This is a genomic window from Rhodococcus sp. JVH1, from assembly GCF_000280725.2.
In the GTDB taxonomy this organism is placed as follows: Bacteria; Actinomycetota; Actinomycetes; order Mycobacteriales; family Mycobacteriaceae; genus Rhodococcus_F; species Rhodococcus_F jostii_A.
This window is the reverse complement of the sequence record NZ_CP166289.1, coordinates 6,113,150-6,139,434: the sequence shown is the minus strand read 5'-3', so window position 1 is coordinate 6,139,434 and position 26,285 is coordinate 6,113,150. Positions and strand designations below refer to the sequence as shown.

The following is a 26,285-nucleotide window of genomic DNA, read 5'->3' as shown; positions in this document are numbered from 1 at the left end:
CTACCGCCCCCGCGCCCCGCGAGTCCGGGTCACTGCGCGAGAGCGCCGGCCGGTTCGCGGAGGATGATGTCGGGCGTCCCCGGCAGGCGGAGACGCTCGAGGAACTGCACGATCTCGGCGGCGACCGACCGGTGGGACACGTCGTTGAGGATGTCGTGCAGCCCCTCGTGAACGACGACGACCCGGGCGTCGGGCAACGCGGACGTGACGGCCAGGACGTCCGCTGCCGGGCTCAGTACGTCGGCGCCTCCGTGCACGACGAGGACGGGAACCTGCACGTGGGTCAGCGAATCGGCCGTGGCCACCGGCGTTTCCGCACCGAGCGTTCCCCGCTCGAGAGCGTCGGCCGACGACAGGACCCCTCGATGCACGGGACACGCGGAACGGATCTCGAGTTCGCCGTCCCACTCTCCGGTGAAGGCGTCGGCGCCCGCCACGAGAAGACCGGCGGCCACCACACCGGACACGGCCGGATGCGTCGCGGCCAGGTCGAGGGCGGTCAGGGCGCCACTGTCCGACCCGACGGCGGTGACAGGAAGATCGGTCTCGGCATCGGCGATCACCCGAGCAGTCGCCGCGGGATCGTTCTCCACCACCGCGACACGGTAACCATCGAAGGCGATCCGGCGGGCGAACCGGCGGTACACGTGAGCATGCTCACCGCGGCCGGCGACGACGATCACCGAGCCACGCGCAGTCGCTTCGGGTTCCAGCCAGTCGATGTCCACTGATTACCTCATTCGGGGGGTTGTTCGCAGGATTGACTGCGTCACCCTGACCCACACGCGCGAGGTCGAACAAGACTAATGCTCGAGCAGAACAAAACGCGTGCCTTCTCGCCGCGCTTCGTGTTTTGTTCCGAACATATTCGTTTTGCTCTGCCATTCACCCGCTCTGCCATTCATCCAGAAGTATCGACGAAGGGACAGGCACACCGATGCCCGAGACCACAGGGTTCGCGACCCGGCAGGTCCGCACCGGCTATCAACCCGGAACGCCGCAGAACACCGCGATCCCCCCGATCTACCAATCGGTTGCCTACGATTTCGGCAGCTTCGAACAGGCACGGGACATCTTCTCCCTCCGCCGGAAGGGAAACCTGTACAGCCGCACCGGCAATCCCACGCAGGCCGTGCTCGAGCAGCGCCTCGCCGATCTCGACGACGGAGTCGCCGCCCTGGCCACGGGATCCGGGCAGTCCGCTGTCGCGGTCGCCCTCCTCACGCTCGCCAAGTCCGGACAGCACATCGTCGCGGCGCGGCAGCTGTACGGGGGAACCGTCGATCTCCTCACCGACACCTTCGCGGACTTCGGGATCGAGGTCACGCTCGTCGATCAGGACGACCTCGACGCCTGGCGTGCGGCCGCGCGTCCCGAGACCCGGGCCTTCTTCGCCGAGACGATCGGCAACCCCGTCGCCTCCGTGCTCGACGTCCGGGCCGTGGCCGACATCGCGCACCAGGCGGGGGTCCCGCTGATCGTCGACAACACGATCGCCACCCCGTATCTGCTCCGCCCGAAGGACTTCGGAGCCGACATCACCGTGTACTCGGCCACCAAGTTCATCGGCGGGCACGGCAGTTCGCTGGGTGGTGTGATCGTGGACCTCGGCACGTTCGACTTCGGCGCGGAACCGCAGCGGTGGACCCAGTTCACCGAGCCCTACCCGCGCATCGGTGACCTCGTGCTGTGGGAGGAGTTCGGCCGCGAACGGAGCGCCTACCTGGTCTACGCGAAGACGAAGATCGTCCACGATCTCGGTCCCGCACTGTCCCCGTTCAATTCGTTCCAGCTGCTTCAGGGGCTGGAGACGCTGGACCTGCGGCTGGAACGGCAGGTCGGTTCGGCGCTGGCGATCGCACGATTCCTCGACGGTCATCCCGCGGTCGCGAAGGTCAACTACCCCGGACTGCCGGACAACCGGTGGCACGCTGCAGCCCAGCGGTACCTACCGCGCGGCGCCGGCTCGGTCTTCTCGTTCGATCTCGCCGTCGACGACTCGAAGGTGGCGAAGTTCATCGACTCGCTGCAACTGTTCGCCATCGTCGCCAACATCGGCGACGCCCGTTCGCTGGTAGTACACCCCGCCACCACCACGCACAGCCATCTCGGCGACACGCAACTCCGTGACGCCGGATTCGGCTACCGCACCGTCCGATTGTCGATCGGACTGGAAAACCTGGAAGACCTCGTCGACGATCTGCGTGCTTCGCTCGACGCAATCACGGAGGAATGACATGCACTTCGGCTACTGGACGCCCATCTACGGTGGCTTCCTGCGCAACCTCGGCGACGAAGGGATGCCCGCCACCTGGGACTACGTCAAGAAGCTCTCACAGCTCGCCGATCGTCTCGGGTACCACACCACCCTCGTGCCGGAGCTCTATCTCAACGACCGCAAGGGCGTCGACGCGCCCAGCCTCGAGGCGTGGTCGCTGTCATCGGCGATCCTCGCAGTCACCGAACAACTCCGGGTGATGACGGCGGTGCGACCCGGATTCCACCTGCCGGCGGTCACCGCGAAGGAATCGGCGACGATCACCGACATCGCCGGAACAACCGAGGCCGGTGGGGCACGGTTCGCGCTCAACGTCGTCGCCGCGTGGTGGGAGGAGGAAGCCCGGCAGTACGGCGGCGCCTTCACCCGGCACGACGACCGGTACCGGCAGGCCACCGAATTCGTCGACGTTCTCCGTGGGCTCTGGGAACACACCCCGTTCACCTACGAGGGCGAGCACTTCAGCGTGCGCGACTCGATCCTGTCGCCGAAGCCCGGCGTCCATCCCCCGGTCTTCGCGGGCGGGGAGAGCGAGAGCGGCCGCGAATCGATCGCGACCTTCGCCGACTCGTACGTGCTGCACGGCGGCACCGTCGAGGAGGTGCGCACGAAGATCGCGGACATGAACGCACGGTCCCAGCGAATCCACCAGCGGGACATGGCCGAATTCGGCATGTCCACGTACATCATCGTGCGCGACACCGAAGCCGAGGCCCGCGCCGAACTCGAACGCATCACCACCGTCGATCCGCACTCGCCCGGGTACGCGTCGTTCGAGGAGTTCGTGAAGAACTCCGAACTCGACGTCGAGCTGTCCAAGCGCGAGTACTCCGTCGGCACCCGCGGACTGCGCCCCGACCTCGTCGGCACACCCGAACAGGTCGCCGACAAGATCCGCGCCTACCAGGACGCCGGTCTCACCCTGCTGCTCATCCAGTGCTCCCCCGCGCACGAGGAACTCGAGCGCATCGCCGAGCAAGTCTTCCCGCTCGTCCCCACCCGTGAGTACTTGTTAACCACGGGCGGTTAACAAGTACTCACGGGCGGGACGCCCTTGACCGGACCACTCGCCGCGAGTAAGGATGAATATGTTCTGTGCGCGGCGATTTCATTCCCGGAGAGAGGAATTCACACCCCCAGGACCAATGGCGGCGCACCCGTTACATACGGCCGCACGAGGGCCGGGCGCGCAGCGCGAGGGGATTTGTCATGGCAGACATCGAGGTCGACTATTGCGTCGTCGGCGCCGGATTCGCCGGACTGACGGCGGCACTGCGTCTGAAACAGGCCGGACAATCGGTCGCGCTCGTGGAGGCGCGTGACCGGATCGGCGGGCGAACGTTCACCGAGGTCCGCGAAGATGGTTCGTGGATAGATCGGGGCGGTGCGTGGATCGGGCCGGGACAGGACCGGATCTACGCCATGATGGACGAATTCGGCGTCAAGAGTTACAAGCAGTACACCGACGGCGAGGCGATGATGGTCGTCGACGGCAAGCAGTACCGGTACAAGGGCACGATTCCCCTGACGATGAGTCCCTGGGCGGCCGCGAATCTCGGGGCCGTGTTCGTCGAACTCGGCGAGATGTGTAAGACGATCCCGCTCGAGGCGCCGTGGGAGGCGAAGAAGGCAGCGAAGTGGGACTCGATCAGCCTCGCCAAATGGCTCGGCGACAACACGCTGTCCACACCCGCCCACGACCTTCTCGAGACCGCCATCGCCGGCTGCTACACCTCCGCGGCGTCCGAAGTGTCGATGCTGTTCGTCCTGTACCAGATGGCATCCGGCGGCGGTCCGAGTTTCGTCCTCGGTGTGAAGGACGCCGCCGAGGACGCGCGGCCGGTCGGCGGAATGGGCGCCGTCTATCGTCCGATGGCAGTCGAGATCGGCGACGCGCTCCATCTGTCACAACCCGTCCGGGACATCGCACAGGACGGCGACGGCGTGACCGTCCGCTCCGCGGATCTGGCCGTGCGCGCCCGGAGGGCGATCGTCGCGGTACCCCTCGCGATCGCGAGCCAGATCGTCTACGAACCGCTGCTGCCGATGGATCGGTCCTTCCTGCACCAGCGAATGCCGAGCGGTGCGGTCATGAAAATCGCCGTCCTCTACGACGAACCCTTCTGGCGCGCCGCCGGACTGTCGGGGCAGTCGGCGGCACCCGACTCCCCCGCGACGATCACCATCGACGCCAGTACCGACACGGGACGTCCCGGCGTTCTGTGCGTCATCGTCGAGGGACCGATCGCCCGCAAGCTGGGGACGCTGCCGGAAGCGGAACGGAGGAAGGCCGTGCTCGCGGAGTTGACCGCGAGGTTCGGAAATAAGGCAGCCTCCCCCGTCGACTACATCGAGCAGAACTGGAGCGTCGAGCGGTACTCCGGCGGCGGCATGCTCAGTCATGCGCCGACGGGAGTGCTCACCCAATTCGGGCACGCCCTCCGCACCCCCTGCGGTCGCATTCACTGGGCCGGCACGGAGAGTTCGTCCGTGATGTGCGGCTGGGTCGACGGGGCCATCAGGTCCGGGGAGCGCGCCGCCCGCGAAGTCACCGAACACGACGGCGTGCTGTCACCCACCCGGTCTCAGTAGTAGACGGCGCCCGGAGCACCACCGCCGACGGCCACCGCGTCGCCGGTGATCCCGACACTGCGCGGTGACGCCAGGAACGTGACGACGTCCGCGACCTCGCTCGCGTCGATCAGCCGGTGGATCGAGTTGGTGGCCAGCCGCGACTCCAACTCGGCGACCGGTACACCTTCGTCCTCGGACTGCTTGGCCAACCGGTCGACGAGTCGTTCCGTCCGCGTCAGGCCCGGATGCACCACCGTCACGTTGATTCCGTGCGGTCCGAGTTCGTCGGCGAGGTTCTTCGTCAGCGCCGACACCCCGACGTTCCGCACGGTCTGCGCGATGGAATTGGCCTGGCGTGCACCGAGCCCGCTGATATTGATGATCCGCCCCCACCCCTGTTCCACGAGGTGCGGTGCCACCGCGCGGGCGGTCCGCAGATAGCCGAGCACCTTGATCTCGAGTTCGGCGCGCACCACGTCGTCGGTGGTGGACGCGAAGTCGCTCGGCTTGCCCGCACTCCACGGTGTGGCCGCGGCGTTCACGAGAATGTCGACGCCACCGAGTTCGTCCACCGTCCGCTGCACGAGGGCGCGCACCGAATCGTCGTCGCCGGTGTCGGTGGGCACCCCGATCACCCGTCGCCCGGTCTCCTGCGACAGCGTCTTCGCCGTCAATTCCAGCGCCTCGACGCCCCTGGCCGCGAGCACCACGTCGACGCCCTCCGACGCGAGGCTACGCGCGATCGCGAGACCGATTCCGCGGCTGCCGCCGGTGACGACGGCCCGCTTGCCGCCCAGACCGAGATCCATGTCGTTCTCCTCATCTCCGCTGTCCACCCCTCGGCTCGAGGGTAGGACCGCGACGGTCGGGAGTCACGGATTCGGTTCAGCGTGAGGCCAATTGCGCTCCGCACCCGTGCGTGGTTAGCGAGTCCAGAGACTCGTCAACCACGCACGGGCGGCGAAGCCGCCTACCGCTGGATCGACTTGATCTCGAGGAACTCCTCGAAGCCGAGGACGCCGGCCTCGCGGCCGATGCCCGACTGCTTGTACCCGCCGAATGGGGCGTTGGTGTTGAACGCGCCGCCGTTCACCTCGACCTGGCCTGCGCGCAGCTGCCGCGCCACGCGGTCGGCGCGGTCCTGGTCACCGGACCAGACGCCGGCGGCGAGCCCGTATTCGGTTGCGTTGGCGATCCGCACGGCGTCGTCCTCGTCCTGGTACCCGATGATCGACAGGACGGGACCGAAGATCTCCTCCTTGGCGATGGTCATGTCCTCGGTGACACCGGAGAATACGGTGGGGCCGACGAAGTAGCCGGATTCCTGGCCGGTCTCCCGGCCGTCGAGAACGGCGTGCGCGCCTTCCGCGATGCCCTGTTCGATGTAGCCGCGCACTCGCTTCAGCTGGTTCGAGTTCACCAGCGGCCCCAGCACCGACGTGGCGGCCGTCGGATCGCCGACGGAGTAGTTCTGCGCGACCTTCGCCGCGATGGCGGCAGCCTCGTCCACCTTGCCCGCGGGGACCAGCATCCGGGTCAGCGCCGAGCAGGTCTGACCGGAGTTGAGGAAACACTTGGCCACTCCGTCGGTGACAGCCTTCGTCAGGTCGGCGTCGTCGAGGATGACGTTGGCCGACTTGCCGCCGAGTTCGAGTGCCACCTTCTTCACCGTCTCGGCCGCGACCACCGCGACCCTCTTACCCGCGCGGGTGGAGCCGGTGAACGAGACCATGTCCACCTCGGGATGGCCGGCGATCGCCTCGCCCACGACGGGCCCGAATCCGCTGACGAGGTTGAACACGCCTGCCGGCAAACCGATTTCGTCGAAGATGTCGGCGAGTGCGTAGGTGGCGAGCGGCGCCACCTCGGTCGGCTTGAGCACCACGGTGCATCCCGCGGCCAGAGCACCGCCGACCTTGAGCACCACCTGGTGGAGCGGGAAGTTCCACGGGGTGATCGCACCGACGACACCGATCGGCTCGCGCACGATCAGGGAGTTGCCCACCTCGTGGGCGTCGAAGTCGTAGGTGGCGGCCAGTTCGGCGAAGGCGGCGAGGTTCGCGAGCGGCATGCCGATCTGGATGGGCTTCGCGAATCCGAGCGGCATGCCCATGTCGCGGGACACCAGGGCGGTGAAGTCGTCGAGGCGCTCCTGGATCAGGGCAGCCGCCTTCCGGAGGTACTCGCCACGTTCCTTGCCGGTGAGCGCGGACCATGCTGGGAATGCTGCTCGCGCGGCCTTCGCGGCGCGATCGACGTCGTCGGCGGTGCCCTCGGCGACCACCGCGATGACATCTTCGGTGGCCGGGTTCACCACGTCGATCCGGCCCGTTCCCTGCGAATCGACCCAGGATCCGTCGATGTAGATCTTGGTCCGGTCCAGAACTTCGCTCATCGGTCAGCCTCCAGTGAATGTGTCGCGGATCCCCTGCGCCCCGCAGCCTACGACCGGAACCCTCCGGCAAGGGGCGAATGCGATCTCCCCGAATCACATACCGGGACGGCACCGATCGCGGACCATCGACTACGGCAGCACATCAAGAGGAGGAGCGATCAGATGCGCACGCAGTCACCGGCACGCGCCCTTCTCGGCGTACTCTGCATCGCCGCCGCGCTCACCGCCTCGGCGTGTGGCTCGACGGATGAGACGGAGACCGCCGAACCCTCGCCCGGCGGCGTAACCGTCACGAAGTCCGCGCCGACCGTGACGACCGCACCGCATCCCGACCGCTGCCTGATCGGCGAATTGCAGGTGACGCTCGGGCAGGCGAGCGGGGCCGCCGGATCTCAGGAGATCCCGCTCGTCTTCACCAACACCGGCGCCCGCAGCTGTGTCCTCCACGGCTACCCCGGGGTCTCGTACGTCGCGTCCCCGGACGGTCCGCAGGTGGGTGCCGCGGCCGAGCGGGACGGCGGAACCGACACTCCGGTGACGGTCGCTCCGGGCTCGCGGGCCACCGCAGCGGTACGCGCCACGGTGGTGCAGAACTATCCGGCCGAGACGTGTGGCCCCACTCCGGTCGCGGGATTCCGGGTGTACCCACCCGACGACACCGGGTCGGTGTTCCTCCCCTACCCCACCACCGGCTGTTCGCAGAACGGCGTGAAGCAGCTGTCGGTGCAGCCCGTGACCGGGTGACCTGGTTCACCCGCCCAGGGTGAATCGGCTCACCCTGTCGCCGACCTACCGTCGTGCTACCGGCTCGCGCAGAAGGAGGGCGGAGGCATGTTCGAGATCATTCGCGAAGTGCATTCCGAAGTTCGGCACCGCCGCGGTCCGCGGCACCACCACCATCTCCTCACCCGAGCGGAGCGCCGGTCGCGGATCCTGAAGCGCTTCCACATGTGATCCGCCGGGGCGGCCGGCCCTCCGACCGGGCCCGTTCCTTGCCTTCGCTAACAATTGTCGCGGATGGGTACTATCCGACGTCGTGACTGAGAGCAGGCTGGAATCGGCGAATGTGTCCAGAGACGACTCGGACGAGACGCCGATCGAGACCCCGCCCCAGTCGTCGCCCCTCGGTCAGCCGGTCCGCTCGACCCGTCTTCTCGCGATCATCGCCTCCGTCTTCGGAGTGCTGCTCACCTTGTCGCTCCCGTTCCTTCCGGTCGAGCAGGACAACGCGACCCTCAGCTGGCCGCAGAACGGCAGCACCGGAAGCGTCGAAGCACCGCTCGTCACCTACGCGCCGCTGAGCCTCGACGTGCGGATCCCCTGTTCGGCGGTCGGCGAACTCGCCGACCGCGGCGGGATCCTGACCTCCACCGCCCCCGCCGGCGCCGCCGACGCCGGGAAGTACGGACTGGTCGCCAGGGTGAATCCCCCGACCCCGGACGGTCCCGCCGGCGTCGAGGTGCTGTTGCGGAACAAGGTGCTGCTGTCGTCGCCGCTGGACCAGCTACCCGCAGACTGCACGCTCGTGGTGTCGTCGGATTCCACGCGGACCACCGCCGGTGTCGTCGCGGGGGGCGAGGACGCACCGACCGTCGTCGACGGCGACCTCCGCCCGCAGATGGTGGGCATCTTCAGCGACCTCGACGGTGCGGCGCCCGACGGGCTGCAGGTGACGGCAGAGATCGACAGCCGCTTCTCGTCGACGCCGTCGACCCTCAAGTTCGCCGCCATGGTGGTGGGCGCGCTCGCGACGATTCTGGCGCTGGTGGCTCTGCACCGTCTCGACAACGTGGACGGACGCCGGGCACGACGATTCCTGCCCACCCGCTGGTGGTCGTTCGGGGCCGTCGACGCCGTCGTCATCGGCACGCTGGTGCTGTGGCATTTCATCGGCGCCTCCACCTCCGACGACGGCTATCAGTTCAACATGGCCCGCACGTCCGAGTCCGCGGGCTACATGGCCAACTACTTCCGCTGGTACGGCGTCCCGGAGGCGCCGTTCGGGTCTCCGTACTACGACGTCCTCGCGGTGCTGGCGAACATCACCCCGGCGAGCCCGTTCGTGCGTCTGCCCGCGCTGCTCGCCGGCATCGTCGCGTGGCTGGTGATCAGCCGTGAAGTCGCGCCGCGACTCGGCGCCGCGGTCCGCGGCAACCGACTCGCGCTGTGGACCGGCGGATTGGTGTTCCTCGCGTTCTGGCTCCCGTACAACAACGGTCTGCGGCCCGAACCGATCGTCGCGGTGGGCGTGCTGCTCACCTGGTGCTCGGTGGAACGCGCCGTCGCGACCCGGCGACTGCTGCCCGCCGCGGTGGCGATCCTGGTCGGTGCGGCCACGCTGACCGCGGGTCCGTCCGGGTTGATCTGTTTCGGCGCCCTCGTCGCGGGCGCCCGGCCGATCCTGCAGATCGTGATCGCGCGGGCCAAGACGGTGGGATACGTCGCCTTGCTGGCGCCGCTCGTCGCGTCGGGGACCGTGATCCTCGTGGCGGTGTTCGCCGACCAGACCCTCGCCGCCGTCATGGAGATGCAGCACGTTCATGCGATCGGTCCCAACGTTCCCTGGTTCGACGAGTACCTCCGCTACCAGTACCTGCTGAACATCTCCGTCGACGGTTCCCTGTCGCGCCGGTTCGGCGTGTTCGTGATGGTGCTGAGCCTGGCCGTGACGGTTCTCGTGATGCTCCGCAAGGGTGGCCGGATTCCCGGGACCGCGGCCGGACCGTCGCGGCGGCTCATCGGCATCACGCTCGCCGCGATGGGGCTGATGATGTTCACGCCCACCAAGTGGACGCACCACTTCGGCATCTACGCGGGCCTCGCGGGGTCGCTCGCCGTCCTGGCCTCTGTGGCGGTGAGCACCGCCGTGGTGCGCTCGCCACGCAACCGCGCCCTGTTCGCGGCCGCCCTGCTGTTCCTGCTGGCGATGTGTTTCACCAGCACCAATGGGTGGTGGTACGTGTCCAGTTACAGCGTCCCGTGGTGGGACAAGCCCGTGTCGATCGCCGGCCTGGGTGCCGGCACGATCCTGCTCGGCGCCACGCTGGTGATGCTGCTGGTCGCGGCGTGGTGCTACTTCCGCGAGCCCTACACCCGGACCGACTCCGTGCGGCGACGCCGGTTGTGGGCGATCCCGCCGCTGACGGTGGCGGCCGCCGCGATGGTGCTGTTCGAGGTGCTGTCGATGGCGAAGGGCGCGGTCGCGCAGTATCCCGCGTTCTCCCTCGCCCGTTCCAACGTCGACGCCGTCACCGGCGCACCGTGTGGTCTCGCCAACGACGTCCTGCTCGAAACCGATCCGAACGCGTCGCTGTTGCAACCGCTGTCCGGCGACGCCGCCACCGCTCTGGCGGGTACCGGCACTGTCGGCTTCACACCGAACGGCGTCGCCGGCGACCTCAGTGCCGACGAGGAATCGTCGGATGCGGGGGTCGCCAACTCCGTCAAGACCGACAACACCGAGCAGACGGCGTCGAGCAACGCTGCGGGCACCGGCGGCGGCGCCGGCGTGGTGGGTGTCAACGGCAGCGCGGTGGCCCTGCCCTTCGGCCTCGATCCCGACCGCACGCCGGTCCTCGGCAGCGACGGCAGCGACGGCGACGCGTCACTGACCACCGGCTGGTTCCGGTTGCCGAATCCCGACTCGGACGCCGGGGCGGGCGACATCATCTCCATCGCCGCGGCGGGCCGCATCCACTCCGTCGACGCGGACGGCGTCGTCACCTACGGCCAGAACCTCGAGGTGGAATACGGCACCACGGGGCCGGACGGCGCGGTCGCGGTGTCGGGACGCGTGACGCCGATCAACATCGGCCCGGCACCGTCCTGGCGGAATCTGCGCGTCCCGCTCGATTCCCTGCCAGGCGATACGAATGTCATCCGACTCGTGGCGTCGGACTCGGACAGTGATCCGCAGCAGTGGCTGGCGGTGACACCGCCGCGTGTTCCGCGGACGCAGACACTGAACGACGTGATCGGATCCGACGCACCCGTGATGATCGACTGGGCTGTGGGACTTGCCTTTCCGTGCCAGCGACCGTTCGACCACCGCACGGGGGTCGCGGAGGCGCCCGAGTACCGGATCCTTCCCGACCGTCCCGGCGCGATCATGACGAGCCTGTGGCAGGACCGGTACGGCGGAGGCCCCCTGGGCTGGATCGAGATGACCCGGGCGAGCCGAACCATACCGTCGTATCTGCGCGACGACTGGGACCGTGACTGGGGCGGAGTGGAGCAGTACTCCCCGCTCGACCCCGGCGCGAAGACGGCGGAGATCGACACCACCCGGATTCAGCGTTCGGGCATGTGGAACCCGGCGCCGATCATCACGGCCTACTGAGCGTCGGGTGACGCGCCCGCCCCGGGCGCGTCACCGATCACCTCAGAGTTCGAATTCCGCCGGGGCGATGCCGACGGCGAAACAGGCGTCGCGCACCACGTTTCGCTCGTGCTGGTCGAAGTTGCCGTCGGCGCCACCGATGACGATGCCGATCTGGATGACGGCACGTGCCTGATCCTGCTTGGACTTCAGTTTCGCGATGGTCGCGGTGGCCTCGATCTTGCCGAACTCGAAATCGGACTGCAGTTTGCTGCAGTACCAGTCGAACTTCTGACTCAACTCGTCCGACGGGAACACACTCAGCGCCTCGTTGCTGGTGATCAGCGCCGCCGTCTTCTGACGCTCGGACGGGTCGATGGTCCCGTCCGCCGCGGCGATGAGGGCGCACATGGCCATGCTGGCGTTGGCGAACTCCTTGTTCTGGAACTGTGCCGTCTTGGTCTTGAGCTGGCCGTTCATCTCGAACGCCTTTGCCTTCAGCTGATCCCAGAAAGCCATTGGACTCCTTCTTCATGTGCCCACGCACGGTGCGTGTGGTGTCCAATTTGCCAGGTTTCGCCCGGGGGCGTCGCCGCGGTCGGTCTACCAGCGCAGTCACAGGAATCCGCCGCTAGGGCTGCAGCGCCTGCAGGTCTCCCGTCGGCACGTGGATCCACCCCTCCCGCTCGGCGATGGCGCGGTCGTCGCCCCCGGGTAGTGCTGTGTGGCCGACGGCCGCGGCCCGCGCGATGACGGCGGCCAGCACCGCGTCGAGGGCGTCGTCCGATTCGCGGCAGATCGACTGGAATGCACCGAGTTCCAACCAGTCCGCGGCCGCCAGGAGCGCGTCGACCAACTCCCCCAGCGTCACCCGGTTCTGCGCGCTCTTGTATCCCCGCGACACCAGCCCCCAGGTGCGCAGCGCGGCCGCCGGATACACCTCGACCACGCGGCCGTCGACGCGTCCGACGTCGACGCCGAGGTCGCCGAGTTCCGCGAGAATTCCGGCGCAGCGCAACGCGACGTGCGCAATGAGATCCGCCGACACACTGAGCGGGGATATCCCCGTCGCGGACTGCACCACGAGGTCGGTGCGCCGCTTCGTCAACGGTCGACGCCCCTCGCGGTTGGCGAGGCCGTTGGTTGCGGACAGCCGGCCGGCGTGATGCTCGGACACCATGCGGACGAATGCGTCGGGCCAGCCGAACGGTGCATCGATACCGGTCCTGTCGCAGGCCAGCACGGCCTCGGTGACGGCGTCGTTCCCGGCTCCCAGCCGGACGGACTCGACGCGGGCGACACCGTCGGACCAGTCGATGATCGCCAGGGCCGTCTTCTTCGGCTCGGCAGCCAGGTCGACTCCCACGGTGCGCATCGGCCCAGGCTAGCCCCGACCTGCTGAATCAGAACAAGTGATGCAACGCATCAGTTAGTTGTTCTGTACAGATACACGGCCTCCGGCCATTGTGGTCTGCACGACTCGACCTAGAAGTGGCGCACCTGCGCCGTTCGGAGGATTGATGCCCGACACCCACGTCGCCCCGATGCCGGAGAAGCACACCATCGGGTACGTCCCGGAATCCGATCGCCACGGCAAGGTTCGTGATCTGTTCACGCTGTGGTTCGGCGGCAACCTCGCCCCGCTCCCGATCGTGACCGGCGCCCTCGGACCCAGTCTGTTCGGCATCATCGTCCAGATTCCGTTCTTGGCCACGTCCCTCTACACGGGCCCGGTGTCCGCGTTCCTCGGCGGCGCCGACCTGTCCTGGGTGGCCGGACTCGTGGTGACCGGACCCATCTACCTGCTCCTGGCCCGGCGCGGTTCGACCGGAGCGAAGAGCACGTCCGCCGCGACGCGTGAGCCTGCGCGCCTGTAGTCCTCGAACACCGCACCGCCCGAGCCCGTTACAGGCTCGGGCGGTGTGCGTGGTGCCCGCCCCTGCCCGCTCGGGCAGGGTTTCGCGTTTGTCCACCACCCGGCAGCGCCGGCTCGCTAGGGTCGAAAGAAGAGACCGATTCACCGGAGAAGGAAGTTGTCGCAGATGTCCAGTTTCCCGGGCCTCACCCACGTCGCGATCACCGTGTCCGACCTACCGGCCAGCACCGCCTGGTACACCGCACTGTTCGAATCAGCCCCCGTGCTCGACGAGGACGAGGAATCGGGAACCTTCCACCACACGGTGTTCGCGCTCGACGGCGGCATGCTCTTCGGCCTCCACACGCACCCCGACAGCGGCGCTCCCGCACGGTTCGACGAACGGCAGGTCGGACTCGACCACATCGCGTTCCAGTGTTCCCCCGACGCGCTGCCCCGGTGGGTGGAGCGGCTCGACGCCCTCGGCATCGAGCACGGGGGCATCAAGACGGCGCACTACGGGTCCGGCATCTCGTTCCGCGACCCGGACAACATCGCGCTCGAATTCTTTGCTCCACCCGTGAGTACTTCTTAACGTCGGGCGGTTAACAAGTACTCACGGGCGGCGGAGCCGCAGGCGTCGAGCAGGGTCAGGGCGAGGGCCAGCGCGCCGTCGACGGCCGCCCGGTCTGCGGCGGGCGCGGCGCTGGCCGCGGCGAACTCGGCCTGATGGTTGACGGCAGGCGCGGAGTCGATTCCGATGTAGGGGTGGATCGCGGGAATCACCTGCGAGACGTTGCCCATGTCGGTGGAGGCCCGGTTCATCAGCGAGTCCGCGCCGGTGCGGAACACGCGGCCCAGTCCCTCCGCGTGCCGGACGTACGACGCAAGCAGCGCTTCGTCGGTGCGGAACTCCGAGTACGGTTCGCTTTCGGGGGCGATGGTTAGGTTACAGCCGGTTGCGATGGCGCCGGCCTCGAAGCAGCGGGCCACGCGGGGTTCGATGCGGGCCAGTTCCTCCAGCGTCTCCGCGCGCACGTACCAGCGACCTTCGGTGCGCTGGGGGATGGCGTTGGGCGCCTCTCCCCCGCGGGTCATCATTCCGTGCACTCGCGTGCTCGACGGAAGCTGTTGCCGGAGAAGCCCGATGGCGACCTGCGCCACCGTGAACGCGTCGGCCGCGTTGACGCCCCGTTCCGGGTACGCGGCGGCGTGTGCTGCCTTGCCGTCGTACCGGATGTGACTGTGGGACACCGCGTACGGTTCGGCCCGGGCGACGTCGACCGGGCCGGGGTGGGCCATGACGGCGGCGTGGACGCCCTCGAACGCTCCGCGTTTCAACATGTCGATCTTGCCGCCCCCGCCTTCCTCGGCGGGGGTGCCGAGTACCGACAGGGTGATCCCGAGGTCGTCGACCAGCGGGGCGAGGGCCAGCGCCGTCCCCACCGAGATGGCGGAGATGACGTTGTGCCCGCACGCGTGCCCGAGCCCGGGGAGCGCGTCGTATTCCGCGCAGACCGCGAGGTGCAGCGGTCCGGAACCGACGTGCGCGCGGAACGCGGTGGGCAGTCCGACGTACTGCTGCTCCACCGTGAAACCGGCGTCCGACAGCACCCCGGCCACCCGGACGCAGGAACGTTCCTCCTCCCACGCGACCTCCGGGTGGGCGTGAAGGTCGTGCGACAGAGCCAGGATCCGGTCTTCCGCCCTCCTGGCTCCGTCACGAACCGCGGTGTCGGCGCTCACAGGTCCCCCGGCACGCCGTAGGACGGGGCGGCCGTCGGGTCGACACCCCGCGCCCGGTAGTCCCGCTTCTGCGGTTCCCACACCGCCGACAGCCGGCGCAGTTCGCCGACCGGGTCGTCGTGCCAGTCGACGCGCAGATCGGTGACGGGCCAGGGCACGTCCTCGACCACCTGGATTCCCGCCGAGTGCACGGGCCCCGCCTCCCCGCCGGCGATGACGGCCGCGGTGAGTCCGTCGAGCAGTCTGCCCTCGAACGTCGGAGCCGTGCTCGACACGTAGCCGAACAGCAGCGACCGGATGACCCCTTCGTCGCGGAGCATGTTGCCGGCGACGGCGGCGCCGCCGCCCTGCGCACTGCTGTGGATGCCCAACGTCTGCGCGCCCGAGTGCACTGCGGTGCCGCCGTCCGCATCGACGACGACGACCTGGCGGTACTCCGGGAACTTCTCTTGCGCGAGAGCGGTTTTCAGTGCGGTTTCCGCATTCGCACCCGAGGCGAGCGCGTCGAGGCCGATCGGCCCCAGCTGCGGATTGGTCACGTTCTGGGAGGCGACGACACCGACCCCGGACCGCACGTGCAGGCAGCGTGCGGCCACGGCGGGGCTGGAGGAGCAGACGACCATCCCGAACGCGCCCCCGGATTCGCGGGCGACGAGTGAGAACGTCATGAGCTGATCACTGCCGTCGCGTCGATCTCGACGAGCCATTCGGGCCGGGCGAGGGCGTCGACGACGATGCCGGTGGACACCGGATGCACACCTTTCAGCCAGCGTCCGACCACCCGGTAGACGGTCTCCCGGTACCGGATGTCCACCAGGTAGATGGTGACCTTGACGACGTCCTCGAGCCGGCTGCCCGATTCCTTCAGCAGCATCGCGATGTTCGCCATCGCCTTCTCGGCCTGGGCCTCGACGTCGCCGATTCCCACCGACTCCCGGGTGTCGAGGTCCTGTCCGATCTGCCCGCGGAGATACACGACTCCGCCGGCGACGACCGCTTGCGCGAGGTCGTTGTCGAGGTTCTGTTCCGGGTACGTGTCGCGGGTATTGAACGGGCGGATGCGGGTGTGGGTGGTCATGCCGCACCTCCGTCGACGTTGTCCGACAGCCCCGCTGCGGCCTTGACCAGCCCGAGCGGACCGTCGAAGTCGAAGTTGCGGTAGACGGCGGCGAGCTGCGCGAATGGCGGTGACTGGGCGAAGAGCTGGAACGTCAGGCGATGTCCCGCGTAGTCGCTGTTGAGCAGGTCGCGGGCGAATGCGAGGAGCTTGCGACGGTCGTCGGCCACCCAGTTGTCGTTGATGGAGTAGAACTTCTCCAGCCACGGCGCGACGTCGGGGTCGGCGAACGTGGCGGCGTCCGGGGTGATGCAGATCTGGCCGCCGCACAGTTCGCGGGCGATGTGCATCATCGCGGGCAGCTGGCTGAGCGCCATCACCCGGCCGGTGTAGAGGAGGGACTGGTTGGGCATGAGCAGGCCGCCGGGGCTGGGCTCCGCGAGCGAGATGGCCGCGGTGAGGTGGGCGTTGATCGTCTCCCGGTAGCAGGCGAGCTGGGCGAGCTTCTCCTGCACCGCCTGCTGCTTCTCGAGGCCGCTCTGCTTGACGTTCCACAGTGCGGATCCGATCATCAGATCGGCGAGGTGCAGAGTGCGTTGCACGAACGGGAACGCGCTGTAGCGGTGCAGGGTGGAGCGGATGAACGTGGCTGCCCGGGTGTGCCGGTAGAACAGGACGTCTTCCCAGGGGATCTCGACGTTGTCGAAGACGACGAGGGACTCGACCTCGTCGACCCGGTTGGCGAGCGGGTAGTCGGCGGACGGCGCGCGGCCGGCGAACCCGTTGCGGGAGATGTACTTCAGCCCCGGCGCGCCCATGTCGAGCACGAATCCGACAGCGTAGTCGGACAGTTCGCTGTTGCCCCAGTTGGCGATGGTGGGTTTGGTGAACGCCTGGTTGGAGTAGGCGGCGGCGGTCTCGTACTTCGCGCCGCGCACGACGATGCCGTTGTCGGTCTCTTTCACGACGTGCAGGAGCATGTCGGGGTCCTGATCCTGCGGCGCCTTGGACCGGTCGCCCTTCGGGTCGGTGTTCGCCGACACGTGGAACGGGTCCTCCCGGACCGACCGGTCCAGGTGGCGGCGGATGTTCTCCGAGAAGCGCGGGTCCACCTCGTTGAGGACGTCCTGGCCGTCGAACAGCGACCACATCTCGCCGATGGTCTCGTCACCGACTCGGGTGACCACGCCCCGGGTGTCCTCGAGGACCAGGTCGACGGCGGCGCGCTTGTCGAGCCAGTCCTGCTGCGTGCGGGGAAGCTTGTTGGCGATGGCGTTGCGTTCGCCGGATTCGGGATCGACATAGGTCATCGCGTCCTGCGTGGCCTCCTCGTGCGCGAGGTCGTAGATGCGTGCCCGCACGTCGACGATCGGCTTGAACATGGGGTGGTCGGCCACGTCCTTGACGCGCTCCCCGTCGACCCAGACCTCACGGCCGTCTCTGATGGACTCCCTGTATTCGTCTCCGGTGCGGATCATTTCGTGCTCCTCGTCCTCGGCGCGGGGTGTGCGTCCGGGTAGTCGGGAAAGGTGGAAGGTTCGAACGCTGCGGGCTTGCTGTAGGTGTGGGAGGCGTACACGAGGGGTTCGCCGGGGTGTGCCTCCACGGCGGCGACGCGTCCGATGTAGACACGGTGGGTACCGGCCTCGATGACGTCGTGGACGGTGCAGTCGAACGACGCGATCGCGTCGTGGACGCGGGGTGAGCCGGATTCGGCCACGGTCCAGTGCCCGCAGGTGAAGTCCCACCGCCGCTTGCCCGGCCAGGGGCGGCCGGCGAAGGTGTCGGCGACGTGATCGTGCTGGGTGGCAAGCACATTGACGCAGAAGACGCCGTTCTCGGAGATCGCGTCGTTGACCGGGCTTCGTCCGTGCAGGCAGACCAGCACCAGTGCCGGGTCGGCCGAGACGGAGCACATCGCACTCACGGTCTGGGCGGCGCGCCCGCCTGGACCGTCGGTCGCGACGACGGTGACTCCGGTCGCGACGGCGCTCATGGCCATGACGAAGTTCGCGGTCGAGTTGTCCGGCATCGGTGGGGCCACCGATGTTCGGGCCGTCGTTTCGACGGCTGGGTGACGGTCAGCGATCGGCATGACGGGCTCCTTTCTGTGTGCGGTGAGCGAGGAGTTCGTGCCGTTGCACCAATCTTGAGGTCCCCGGTGAAATCTGTACAACACAGATAAGTGGCGCACTGCATAAGGAAAAGTGATGAACTGGGAACCGATGCCGATCACGGGTTCGACCAGGGATAATTCCCTACATCAGCCGATGCGGACGGGGACGATCATGACGCCACTGCAACGCTATATCGCCGAGGAGATCGCGATCGACCATGCCGACGGGCTGCTGTCCCGCCGCGAGGCGTTGCGAAGACTCGGACTCATCGGCCTCGGCGTGGCGGCGGCGTCCTCGTTGCTCGCCGCCTGTTCCACCGACAGCGACGAGTCGCCGACGTCGGCGCCGGTGACGCCCGGCGGAGCGACGCCCCCACCGCCGGGAGCGGCCGAGGCCGTCGAGACCGAAGCGGTGACGTTCCCCGGGCCGGACGGCCGCGTCCTGCAGGGTGCGTGGGCCGACGCCGCCACACCTCGCGGAGCGGTCCTCGTCATACACGAGAACAAGGGCCTGACCGACCACATCCGTTCGGTGGCGGGACGATTCGCGGGTGCCGGCTACTCCGCGCTCGCCCTCGACCTGCTCTCGGAGGAGGGCGGGACCGCGACGTTCACCGATCAGGCGCAGGCGACCGCCGCGCTGGCCACCGTGCCGCCGGCGCGCTTCGTCGCCGACATGAAGGCCGGGGTCGACGAACTCGGGCGTCGGGTGCCGGACGAGAAGATCGCGGCGGTCGGGTTCTGTTTCGGCGGCGGGATGGTGTGGCAACTCCTCGCGTCCGGTGAGCCGAGGCTGGCTGCGGCGGTCCCCTTCTACGGGCCCCTGCCCGAGGGCGCCGATTTCTCCGGGTCGAAGGCCGCGGTCCTCGCCATCTACGCGGAATTGGACGCCCGGGTGAACGCGTCCCGGGACGCCGCTGCCGCCGCACTCGCGAAGGCGGGACTACCGCACGAGATCGTCACGGTTCCGGGCGCCGATCACGCGTTCTTCAACGACACCGGGCCGCGCTACAACGCGACCGCGGCAGCCGAGGCCTACGAACGTGTCCTCGCCTGGTTCGGCGAATACCTGGGGTGAGGCGGGCGCATCAGCAGTGCGGCCACGAGGAAACAGACCGCACCCACGAACGTGCCCAGATCGGCGATCGTCGGGTTCTTCAGCGAGTCCGTGCCGGGCACGATGAACGCGCCGACCGCGGACACTCCGAACGCCACCGACCCGATCATGTTCAACCAGGTGCTGCGCCAGTTGCGGGCATGCGGATCCCACAGCTTGTCGGTTTCGGTGGTGGCCACCACAGCCAGACCGCTGGCGACGAGGAATGCCGTCGACCCGAAGATGTCGGGACGCCACCCCCACACCCGGTCCTGTTCGACGGTGAGGCCCTGGATCAGCGCGACGCCGGTGCTCACGTTGAACAGCAGGGTGCCGACGAACTGGATCAGCGCCGCCCACCAGTCGTAGCGTTCGACCGTCGCGGAGTCCTCCCCGGGCACCGGCCTGCCGCTGAGCCGCAACTGGATGAACCCGGCGGTGGTGAAGAACAGCGACCCGACGAAGTAGGTGATGTTGTCGATCTCGGCGCCGACCGCGTGCCCGTACACCCGGGTGGCCGCCAGCCCGAACAGGAAGGAGCCGATCACGAATCCCCAGGACTCGCGGCGCAGCCGGAGCGTGCGGCGAGGCGCGGACGAGGGGTGGTCATTCGACACCGTGACGTCACCCCCTCACCGGTCGGCAAGGTTTCAGACTCTCCGAAAGCGCGCACCGGGTCAAGGTCGGACGCCGAAATTCGGCTGCGAGTCCACGTGGGGTGTGCCAGTGTCGGGGAATGACGACGACCACCGCCGGCATCACGATCAGAACGGCCACCGAACGGGACTGGCCGAAGATCACCCTGCTCAACGAGATCTGCTTCGTGACACCGCAGACCGAGGAGTTCACCGCCCACTGGAGGCAACTCGTCAGCGGCGCGCCGCCGATCATCGCGGTCTACGAGGACGCGGTGGTCGGCGCCACCATGGACATCCCGATGACCGTCACCGTTCCCGGTGGCGAGGGCGTTCCCGCGGCGGGCGTCACCGCGGTGACGGTCGCGCCCACCCATCGACGCCGCGGCCTCCTCCGCGCGCTCTACACCGAACATCACGACCGCATCCGGACGTCGGGGGTCCCGCTGTCGCTCCTCACGGCCAGTGAGGGCGGGATCTACGGACGCTTCGGGTACGGACCCGCGACCATCGAGACCACGTCGAGCATCGACCGCCGATTCGCGGTGCCGCACCCGAAGGCACCGGACCCGGGTGGTGTGCGGATGGTCCATCCGGCGGAGGCCCGGGCCGCGTTCACCGACGTCTACGACCGCTGGCAACGGGTGACCCCGGGGGCGCAGGTGCGGCCCGAGATCGTGTGGAATCGGATCTTCGCCGACCGTGAGAGCGAGCGTGGCGGCGGCACAAGCCTGTTCGGGCTCGTGCACGACGACGGTTACGTGCTCTACCGTCGCGTGTCCGGCGACAACGGAACCGTCGCCCGGGTGGAGGAGATCCGCACCGTCACGCGAGACGCGCACGCCGCGCTGTGGCGAGCACTGCTCGGCCTGGACCTCGTGCGGCGCATCGAAGCGCACCTCACCCCCGAGGACCCACTGCCGTATCTGCTGACCGACGGCCGGCTGGTACGCACCACCTCGCGCCACGACGAACTGTGGGTCCGGATCATGGACGTGCCCGCCGCACTCGAGGCCCGCAGGTACCGAACAGACTTCGACGTCGTGATCCAGGTCGACGACGGATTTTTGGACGCCGGCGGGCGGTTCGCGCTGACCGTGCGGGACGGCACCGCGTTGTGCACCCCGACCGACTCCACCCCGCAGGTGGTGCTCGACCTGGACGTGCTGGGCAGCCTGTATCTCGGCGCCCACCGGGCACGCACCTTCGCCGCCGCGAACCGGCTGCAGGCCGCGGACCCCGACGTCCTCGACCGCTTCGATCACGCCTTCGGCGCCGACCGCGACGCCCAGATGGGGTGGCCGTTCTAGCGGGCCGAACCCGCCTGTTTCGCGAACACGGCCCGCGCCCGTTCGGCGACGGCCCGGGCCCGCGCCGTGCTCCGCACACCCTTCAGCCGGGCAAGCACCACCGGGAGGCCGGGAACGTCGTCGGCGATGGGCAGCGTCGCGACGCGTCCGCCGTCGTAGGTCCGGCCCTCGGCGGGCCGCTGGTTGAGGATCGAGAAGCCGTGGCCGCGGGCGACGAGTCCGCGCACCGTTTCGTAGCTCGCCGACCGGTACCGGACCACCGGCGTGACCCCCGCCGCCGACAGCATCGCCAGGAAGTAGTCGCGGCTGCTCGGCAGGTCCAGCAACACCATGGGTTCGCCCTCGAGGTCGGCGAGGGTGATCGCGTCGTGGCCGGCCAGCCGGTGGTCCGGCGGAAGGATGACGTGCGGCTTGGCAACGCCGAGCGTCTCCGTCTCCATGTCGTCGCCCAGCGCGAGGTCGTAGGTCAGGGCCAGTTCCGCGGTGCCGTTGCGCAGCGCCGCCCGCACCGCCTCCGCCTGCGTCTCGACGACCTCGACCTCCAGGTCGGGGTGCTGATCGCGCAGGTCCGAGATCAGTGTCGGGAGGATGAACGGAGTGAGGGTGACGAAGCAGGCCAGGCGCACCGTTCCCCGCACGTTGTCCTGGTGGCCGCGCGCCGCGTCGAGAACCTCACCGAGGTGGGCGAGGACGCTGCGTGTGTCGCGGAGCATCTCCTCCCCCGCAGCGGTGAGGACCAGTCCGCGGGACCGTTGCCGGATGAAGAGCTGGGTGCCGATCTGATGCTCGAGTTGGGAGACCGCCGAGGAGACCGCCGACTGCGCGACCATCAGTTCGTCGGCGGCCTTCGTCATGCTGGAGAAGTTCGCGGCCTCGACGAAATACCTCAGTTGGGTGAACGTCACGTCGGGTCGTCGTTGCATGCACTCTCCTCGGGATCTGAGGCCACCAGGATTGCAGGTCTCCGACCGGGGAGCCACCCACGACACACGCGGCGGACGCGACACCGTCAGCGGATGTCGGCGTTCACGAGGTCGGGATCCGGCTGCGATCCGGGGCCGTCTTCCCGGGTGCGGCGCGGGCCGCTCGCCGACCGCACGGAATTGCCACGCACGTATCCGACGGCGCCGAGGAGCGCGAGCACGGCCAGCGTCCCGAGGGTGAACAGTTCGAACGTCCCCTGGTTCACTCCCCAGATCTCCTCGAAGTCGTAGTCCAGGCCGAACACCGATTCCAGGGTGCCGGGGAAGACCGCCACCCAGGAACCGAGCAGCACCCACGCGAAGCACAGGATGCCGAGGACGCGGAAGCCCGCGTTTCCGGTGGGAACCCGGAAGGGCCGCACGACGTCCGGGAAACGCGTGCGCAGGCGGACCGCCGACGGGATGACGATCAGGTAGCTGATCAGGAACGTCGAGATCGAGATGGTGAGCACGACCGCGAAGATGGAACCGCCGGAGCCGGTGATCTGCATGGCCGCGACCATGAAGACGGTGGCGACGAGTCCGGACAGGAAGTTGACGCGCACCGGCGTTCCCAGACGCGGATGGAAGCGGCCGAAGAATCCGCCGAAGAACGCACCGTCGGCCGCGGCCATCGCCTGCATGCGGTCGCTGATGATCATCCACGCCGCGCCCTGGGTCATCAGGATCACCGCGAAGATCACCCCGGTCACGGTCAGCATGGCGGGTGCGGCGGGACCGTACACGCTGTACACGGTCGCGACCGCCTCGAGGAGTCCGCCGACACCGGTGATGTCGTCCGCGGGGACGACGAGCAGGATGGCGAAGATCGGCAGCAGGTAGGACGCGGCGGCGATGGCGCAGGCGCGGGCGATCGAGATCGGGACGTCGCGGGCGGGGTTCTTCATCTCCCCGGCGGCGCTGTTTCCGGATTCGAACCCGAGGTAGGAGAACAGCAGCAGCGGCGTCACGCCGAGGAGCCCGGTCAGGGTGGGGCTGAAGTCGCCCGCCGAGATGCCGGCGAATCCGTTCTTCGCGGCGTAGATGCCGGTGGTGACGAGGAAGAACAGCAGGAAGACGATCTTGAGGAATGCGCCGACCGTCGGAATCCATTTGCCGCGAGCCAGACTCACGACGGCCGCGAGCACCGTCAGCCAGATGAAGACCAGTTTGAACAGGTAGTCCGTCACCGATCCTTCCTCGAACGCGGTGACGTAGTGGTTCCAGGTCTCCGCGGCGATGAACGCCATCGACCCGCCGACCCACACGGGCTGGGTCACCCACGTCAGCAGCGATGCGAGGGCGGCCAGCGGCCGGCCGAACGCTCTCCGGACCCACACGTACACACCGCCCTCGCCGGTGAACGTGCTGCCGATCTCGGCGAAGATCAGGCCGTACGGCAGCAGGAAGAACACCGCGAGAACCAGTGCCCACGTGAACGTCTCCGCGCCGAAGGTGGAGACCTGACCGAGAACCTCGACCGACACCACCGCCGCGACGATGAGGAAGACGATGTCGAAACGGCCGAGTGACTTCTCGAGATGTTGCGTCTGTTCTTCCGCCAGGGCGGTGGGGGTGTTGTCGCTCATCGATCGTGCCTCTCACGTTGCAGTGATGCCGGTCACTACTCTCGTCCGCGACCGGCAAATCTGTACAGCACAAAGATCCGGGGTACTGCATCAGTTCTCCAGATGTGGAAGCCGCCGGGTTGGCATCTGAATAACTGATGCAGTGGCACGGAAAGATCCTGTTGACTGTTGTGGTCGCGCGGACCGACGATTCTGGCACTGCACGAACCGAACAGCGTGAGGAACCCACCGTGCGTGATCCGCGATACGACATCCTTTTCGAACCGGTCAAGATCGGACCGGTCACCGCCCGCAACAGATTCTTCCAAGTCCCCCACTGCAACGGCATGGGCTACCGCGACCCCTCCGGGGAGGCCTACATGCGGCGCGTCAAGGCCGAGGGCGGCTGGGCCGTCGTCTGCACCGAGCAGGTCGAGATCCACCCGACCTCGGACATCGGCCCGTTCATCGAGCTGCGCCTGTGGGACGACCAGGACCTGCCCGCCCTGACCCGGATCTCCGAGAAGATTCACGAGGGCGACTCCCTCGCCGGCATCGAGCTCGCCCACAACGGCCTGAACAGTCCCAACCTGATCAGCCGCGAGACCCCGCTGGGCCCGCAGAATCTGCCCGTCGTCTCCTGGAACTACGACCCCGTCCAGGCGAGGGCGATGACCAAGTCGGACATCGCCGACCTCCGGCACTGGCACAAGGAGGCGGTGCGCCGGTCGCTGAAGGCCGAATACGACATCGTCTACGTGTACGCCGGACACGCGATCGGCGGCCTGCACCACTTCCTGTCCCGCCGGTACAACAATCGGACGGACGAGTACGGCGGCAGCCTGACCAACCGGGTTCGCCTGCTCCGCGAGATCCTCGAGGATTCGCGTGAGGTCGCCGACGGGAAGGCCGCGGTGGCGTGCCGCATCTCGGTCGACGAACTCCTCGGCGACGAGGGGATCACCCGCAGCGAGATCGAGGACGTGATCGGCCTGCTCGGCGAGACCCCCGATCTGTGGGACTTCGTGCTGGGCAGCTGGGAGGACGACTCCGTCACGTCGCGGTTCGGTCCCGAGGCGGAGCAGGAGCCGTATGTCCGCGGGCTGAAGCAGCTCACCACGAAACCCGTCGTCGGTGTCGGCCGCTTCACCTCGCCCGACACGATGCTGCATCAGGTCAAGAGCGGCATCCTCGACTTCATCGGGGCGGCCCGACCCTCGATCGCCGACCCGTACCTTCCGCGCAAGATCGAGGAGGGGAACCTCGAGGACATCCGGGAGTGCATCGGCTGCAATATCTGCGTGTCCGGCGACTTCACCATGTCGCCGATCCGCTGCACCCAGAACCCGACGATGGGCGAGGAGTTCCGGCGCGGCTGGCACCCGGAGCGGATCAAGGTGCGCTCGACCGATTCGAACGTCCTCGTCGTCGGCGCCGGCCCCGCCGGACTCGAGGCGGCCCGCGCACTCGGGCAACGCGGCTACCACGTCAGCCTCGCCGAGGCGAGCAGGCAACTCGGCGGCCGCGTGACCCGCGAGTCCAAGTTGCCCGGCCTGTCCGCGTGGATCCGCGTGGTCGACTACCGCGAACAGCAACTCCGCAGGCTCCCCGACGTGGACGTGTTCATGGAGAGCGAGATGACCGCCGACGACGTCATCGAGAACGACTTCCAGCACGTGGTCGTCGCGACGGGCTCGCACTGGCGCCGCGACGGCGTCGGCCGGTGGCACACCCACGCCGTTCCCGTCGACGAGCACGCCGACGTCCTGACCCCCGACGACGTGATGGCGGGGCTCCGGCCCCGGGGCAACAAGGTCGTGCTCTTCGACGACGACCACTACTACCTCGGTGCCGTCGTCGCCGAACTCCTCGCCAAGGAGGGATTCGACGTCACCCTGATCACGCCGGCCGCGCATGTGTCGCAGTGGACGACGAACACCATGGAGGTGGTCCGCATCCGCAAGCGAATCATCAAGGCCGGTGTGCACGTTCAGGTGAATCGCGCCGTCACCGCGGTCACCGCGCAGGGCGTCCGCACCGTGTGCGCGTTCACCGGCGACGAGCAGTTCGTCGACGCGGACAGCGTCGTCCTCGTCACCGCGCGGCTCCCGAAGGACGGGTTGTTCCACGAACTGCAGTCCCGCGAATCCGAATGGGCCGACGCCGACCTGCGCAGTGTCCGCGGCATCGGCGACGCCTGGGCCCCGTCCACCATCGCGGCGGCGGTCTGGTCCGGGCACCGGTACGCCGAGGAACTGGACGAACCACCCGCCGCGGGCCCGGTCGCCTTCCGACGCGAAGTCACCGGACTGTCCATCGAACCCGTCGAGAGATTCTCCGTCCCCCCGCTCGCCAACGCACAGAACTGAGGAACA

At 68.2% G+C, this 26,285-nt stretch carries 24 protein-coding genes; 11 read left to right on the top strand and 13 right to left on the bottom strand.

Going from position 1 to position 26,285, the window contains the following annotated elements:
• Window positions 1–29: 29 nt before the first annotated feature.
• Window positions 30–728 (bottom strand): alpha/beta hydrolase, encoded by a 699-nt coding sequence (locus JVH1_RS28505; RefSeq protein WP_009474458.1) that lies wholly within the window; start codon window positions 726–728, stop codon window positions 30–32.
• Window positions 729–937: 209 nt separating this feature from the next.
• Here JVH1_RS28505 and JVH1_RS28500 point away from each other — a divergent pair, with 209 nt between their 5' ends.
• The 3 genes from JVH1_RS28500 to JVH1_RS28490 all read left to right on the top strand — a co-directional run bounded on the left by JVH1_RS28500 (window position 938) and on the right by JVH1_RS28490 (window position 4,870).
• The gene (locus tag JVH1_RS28500; RefSeq protein ID WP_009474459.1) at window positions 938–2,236 is read left to right on the top strand and encodes an O-acetylhomoserine aminocarboxypropyltransferase/cysteine synthase family protein; all 1,299 of its coding nucleotides are present in this window, start codon (window positions 938–940) and stop codon (window positions 2,234–2,236) included.
• 1 nt (window position 2,237) lies between these two features.
• Window positions 2,238–3,308 (top strand): LLM class flavin-dependent oxidoreductase, encoded by a 1,071-nt coding sequence (locus tag JVH1_RS28495; RefSeq protein ID WP_009474460.1) that lies wholly within the window; start codon window positions 2,238–2,240, stop codon window positions 3,306–3,308.
• A 179-nt stretch (window positions 3,309–3,487) separates the two neighbouring features.
• Window positions 3,488–4,870, top strand: a complete 1,383-nt coding sequence (locus JVH1_RS28490; RefSeq protein WP_009474461.1) for an FAD-dependent oxidoreductase — start codon at window positions 3,488–3,490, stop codon at window positions 4,868–4,870.
• On the opposite strand, the gene JVH1_RS28485 is transcribed toward JVH1_RS28490, so the two are convergent.
• Both JVH1_RS28485 and JVH1_RS28480 read right to left on the bottom strand, forming a co-directional pair.
• Window positions 4,864–5,661 (bottom strand): SDR family NAD(P)-dependent oxidoreductase, encoded by a 798-nt coding sequence (locus tag JVH1_RS28485; RefSeq protein WP_009474462.1) that lies wholly within the window; start codon window positions 5,659–5,661, stop codon window positions 4,864–4,866. The two genes, JVH1_RS28490 and JVH1_RS28485, sit on opposite strands and share 7 nt — an antisense overlap.
• Before the next feature lie 161 nt (window positions 5,662–5,822).
• Complete coding sequence (locus tag JVH1_RS28480; RefSeq protein ID WP_009474463.1) at window positions 5,823–7,247, bottom strand: aldehyde dehydrogenase family protein; 1,425 nt, start codon at window positions 7,245–7,247, stop codon at window positions 5,823–5,825.
• A gap of 162 nt (window positions 7,248–7,409) precedes the next feature.
• On the opposite strand from JVH1_RS28480, the gene JVH1_RS28475 reads away from it, so the two are divergent.
• The 3 genes from JVH1_RS28475 to JVH1_RS28465 all read left to right on the top strand — a co-directional run bounded on the left by JVH1_RS28475 (window position 7,410) and on the right by JVH1_RS28465 (window position 11,586).
• Window positions 7,410–7,991: a DUF4232 domain-containing protein gene (locus JVH1_RS28475; RefSeq protein WP_009474464.1), complete on the top strand. Its 582-nt coding sequence runs from the start codon at window positions 7,410–7,412 to the stop codon at window positions 7,989–7,991.
• A gap of 87 nt (window positions 7,992–8,078) precedes the next feature.
• The gene (locus JVH1_RS28470; protein ID WP_016882916.1) at window positions 8,079–8,201 is read left to right on the top strand and encodes a hypothetical protein; all 123 of its coding nucleotides are present in this window, start codon (window positions 8,079–8,081) and stop codon (window positions 8,199–8,201) included.
• A gap of 112 nt (window positions 8,202–8,313) precedes the next feature.
• Window positions 8,314–11,586, top strand: a complete 3,273-nt coding sequence (locus JVH1_RS28465; RefSeq protein WP_009474466.1) for an arabinosyltransferase domain-containing protein — start codon at window positions 8,314–8,316, stop codon at window positions 11,584–11,586.
• A 42-nt stretch (window positions 11,587–11,628) separates the two neighbouring features.
• Here the strand turns inward: JVH1_RS28465 and JVH1_RS28460 are convergent, their stop codons facing one another.
• Window positions 11,629–12,084, bottom strand: a complete 456-nt coding sequence (locus JVH1_RS28460; RefSeq protein ID WP_005254018.1) for a tellurite resistance TerB family protein — start codon at window positions 12,082–12,084, stop codon at window positions 11,629–11,631.
• 112 nt (window positions 12,085–12,196) lie between these two features.
• A complete protein-coding gene (locus tag JVH1_RS28455) occupies window positions 12,197–12,940 on the bottom strand; it encodes a DUF429 domain-containing protein (RefSeq protein WP_043778622.1) in 744 nt (247 codons plus the stop codon).
• A gap of 145 nt (window positions 12,941–13,085) precedes the next feature.
• On the opposite strand from JVH1_RS28455, the gene JVH1_RS28450 reads away from it, so the two are divergent.
• Together JVH1_RS28450 and JVH1_RS28445 are read left to right on the top strand one after the other, a co-directional pair.
• Window positions 13,086–13,442: a cytosine permease gene (locus tag JVH1_RS28450; protein ID WP_009474468.1), complete on the top strand. Its 357-nt coding sequence runs from the start codon at window positions 13,086–13,088 to the stop codon at window positions 13,440–13,442.
• Window positions 13,443–13,607: 165 nt separating this feature from the next.
• Window positions 13,608–14,015, top strand: coding sequence for a VOC family protein (locus JVH1_RS28445; protein WP_009474469.1), 408 nt, complete (start codon window positions 13,608–13,610; stop codon window positions 14,013–14,015).
• Here JVH1_RS28445 and JVH1_RS28440 read toward each other — a convergent pair.
• From JVH1_RS28440 to JVH1_RS28420, 5 genes are read right to left on the bottom strand one after another with little or no spacing between them, the layout of a single operon-like run.
• The gene (locus tag JVH1_RS28440) at window positions 14,012–15,166 is read right to left on the bottom strand and encodes a M20 family metallopeptidase (protein WP_009474470.1); all 1,155 of its coding nucleotides are present in this window, start codon (window positions 15,164–15,166) and stop codon (window positions 14,012–14,014) included. The two genes, JVH1_RS28445 and JVH1_RS28440, sit on opposite strands and share 4 nt — an antisense overlap.
• Window positions 15,163–15,834 carry a DUF1028 domain-containing protein gene (locus JVH1_RS28435; RefSeq protein WP_009474471.1) on the bottom strand — a complete coding sequence of 224 codons (672 nt, stop codon included), beginning with the start codon at window positions 15,832–15,834 and terminating at the stop codon, window positions 15,163–15,165. Before JVH1_RS28435 ends, JVH1_RS28440 begins: the two co-directional genes overlap by 4 nt.
• Complete coding sequence (locus JVH1_RS28430) at window positions 15,831–16,244, bottom strand: RidA family protein (RefSeq protein WP_009474472.1); 414 nt, start codon at window positions 16,242–16,244, stop codon at window positions 15,831–15,833. Before JVH1_RS28430 ends, JVH1_RS28435 begins: the two co-directional genes overlap by 4 nt.
• Window positions 16,241–17,701, bottom strand: a complete 1,461-nt coding sequence (locus JVH1_RS28425) for a 4-hydroxyphenylacetate 3-hydroxylase family protein (RefSeq protein ID WP_009474473.1) — start codon at window positions 17,699–17,701, stop codon at window positions 16,241–16,243. Before JVH1_RS28425 ends, JVH1_RS28430 begins: the two co-directional genes overlap by 4 nt.
• Window positions 17,698–18,318 (bottom strand): flavin reductase family protein, encoded by a 621-nt coding sequence (locus JVH1_RS28420; protein WP_009474474.1) that lies wholly within the window; start codon window positions 18,316–18,318, stop codon window positions 17,698–17,700. Before JVH1_RS28420 ends, JVH1_RS28425 begins: the two co-directional genes overlap by 4 nt.
• Before the next feature lie 193 nt (window positions 18,319–18,511).
• Here JVH1_RS28420 and JVH1_RS28415 point away from each other — a divergent pair, with 193 nt between their 5' ends.
• A complete protein-coding gene (locus JVH1_RS28415; protein WP_029539397.1) occupies window positions 18,512–19,417 on the top strand; it encodes a dienelactone hydrolase family protein in 906 nt (301 codons plus the stop codon).
• Here JVH1_RS28415 and JVH1_RS28410 read toward each other — a convergent pair.
• Complete coding sequence (locus tag JVH1_RS28410; RefSeq protein ID WP_011594711.1) at window positions 19,375–20,052, bottom strand: YrhK family protein; 678 nt, start codon at window positions 20,050–20,052, stop codon at window positions 19,375–19,377. The two genes, JVH1_RS28415 and JVH1_RS28410, sit on opposite strands and share 43 nt — an antisense overlap.
• Window positions 20,053–20,171: 119 nt before the next feature.
• Between JVH1_RS28410 and JVH1_RS28405 the strand changes: the two genes are divergently transcribed.
• Window positions 20,172–21,380, top strand: coding sequence for an enhanced intracellular survival protein Eis (locus tag JVH1_RS28405; protein WP_009474478.1), 1,209 nt, complete (start codon window positions 20,172–20,174; stop codon window positions 21,378–21,380).
• Here the strand turns inward: JVH1_RS28405 and JVH1_RS28400 are convergent.
• Both JVH1_RS28400 and JVH1_RS28395 read right to left on the bottom strand, forming a co-directional pair.
• On the bottom strand, window positions 21,377–22,303 hold the full coding sequence (locus JVH1_RS28400) for a LysR family transcriptional regulator (RefSeq protein WP_009474479.1): 927 nt from the start codon (window positions 22,301–22,303) through the stop codon (window positions 21,377–21,379). The two genes, JVH1_RS28405 and JVH1_RS28400, sit on opposite strands and share 4 nt — an antisense overlap.
• 86 nt (window positions 22,304–22,389) lie before the next feature.
• A complete protein-coding gene (locus JVH1_RS28395) occupies window positions 22,390–23,931 on the bottom strand; it encodes an APC family permease (protein ID WP_009474480.1) in 1,542 nt (513 codons plus the stop codon).
• 230 nt (window positions 23,932–24,161) lie between these two features.
• Here JVH1_RS28395 and JVH1_RS28390 point away from each other — a divergent pair, with 230 nt between their 5' ends.
• On the top strand, window positions 24,162–26,279 hold the full coding sequence (locus tag JVH1_RS28390; protein ID WP_043778696.1) for an FAD-dependent oxidoreductase: 2,118 nt from the start codon (window positions 24,162–24,164) through the stop codon (window positions 26,277–26,279).
• Window positions 26,280–26,285 lie beyond the last annotated feature (6 nt).

Excerpts from the sequence above, each read along its gene's own strand:
- JVH1_RS28460 (WP_005254018.1), bottom strand. The coding sequence starts at position 12,084 with ATGGCTTTCTGGGATCAGCTGAAGGCAAAGGCGTTCGAGATGAACGGC.
- JVH1_RS28415 (WP_029539397.1), top strand. The coding sequence starts at position 18,512 with ATGACGCCACTGCAACGCTATATCGCCGAGGAGATCGCGATCGACCAT.
- JVH1_RS28450 (WP_009474468.1), top strand. The coding sequence starts at position 13,086 with ATGCCCGACACCCACGTCGCCCCGATGCCGGAGAAGCACACCATCGGG.
- JVH1_RS28480 (WP_009474463.1), bottom strand. The coding sequence starts at position 7,247 with ATGAGCGAAGTTCTGGACCGGACCAAGATCTACATCGACGGATCCTGG.
- JVH1_RS28445 (WP_009474469.1), top strand. The coding sequence starts at position 13,608 with ATGTCCAGTTTCCCGGGCCTCACCCACGTCGCGATCACCGTGTCCGAC.
- JVH1_RS28435 (WP_009474471.1), bottom strand. The coding sequence starts at position 15,834 with ATGACGTTCTCACTCGTCGCCCGCGAATCCGGGGGCGCGTTCGGGATG.
- JVH1_RS28475 (WP_009474464.1), top strand. The coding sequence starts at position 7,410 with ATGCGCACGCAGTCACCGGCACGCGCCCTTCTCGGCGTACTCTGCATC.
- JVH1_RS28430 (WP_009474472.1), bottom strand. The coding sequence starts at position 16,244 with ATGACCACCCACACCCGCATCCGCCCGTTCAATACCCGCGACACGTAC.
- JVH1_RS28425 (WP_009474473.1), bottom strand. The coding sequence starts at position 17,701 with ATGATCCGCACCGGAGACGAATACAGGGAGTCCATCAGAGACGGCCGT.
- JVH1_RS28400 (WP_009474479.1), bottom strand. The coding sequence starts at position 22,303 with ATGCAACGACGACCCGACGTGACGTTCACCCAACTGAGGTATTTCGTC.
- JVH1_RS28395 (WP_009474480.1), bottom strand. The coding sequence starts at position 23,931 with ATGAGCGACAACACCCCCACCGCCCTGGCGGAAGAACAGACGCAACAT.
- JVH1_RS28470 (WP_016882916.1), top strand. The coding sequence starts at position 8,079 with ATGTTCGAGATCATTCGCGAAGTGCATTCCGAAGTTCGGCACCGCCGC.
- JVH1_RS28495 (WP_009474460.1), top strand. The coding sequence starts at position 2,238 with ATGCACTTCGGCTACTGGACGCCCATCTACGGTGGCTTCCTGCGCAAC.
- JVH1_RS28420 (WP_009474474.1), bottom strand. The coding sequence starts at position 18,318 with ATGCCGATCGCTGACCGTCACCCAGCCGTCGAAACGACGGCCCGAACA.
- JVH1_RS28455 (WP_043778622.1), bottom strand. The coding sequence starts at position 12,940 with ATGCGCACCGTGGGAGTCGACCTGGCTGCCGAGCCGAAGAAGACGGCC.
- JVH1_RS28500 (WP_009474459.1), top strand. The coding sequence starts at position 938 with ATGCCCGAGACCACAGGGTTCGCGACCCGGCAGGTCCGCACCGGCTAT.
- JVH1_RS28405 (WP_009474478.1), top strand. The coding sequence starts at position 20,172 with ATGACGACGACCACCGCCGGCATCACGATCAGAACGGCCACCGAACGG.
- JVH1_RS28485 (WP_009474462.1), bottom strand. The coding sequence starts at position 5,661 with ATGGATCTCGGTCTGGGCGGCAAGCGGGCCGTCGTCACCGGCGGCAGC.
- JVH1_RS28490 (WP_009474461.1), top strand. The coding sequence starts at position 3,488 with ATGGCAGACATCGAGGTCGACTATTGCGTCGTCGGCGCCGGATTCGCC.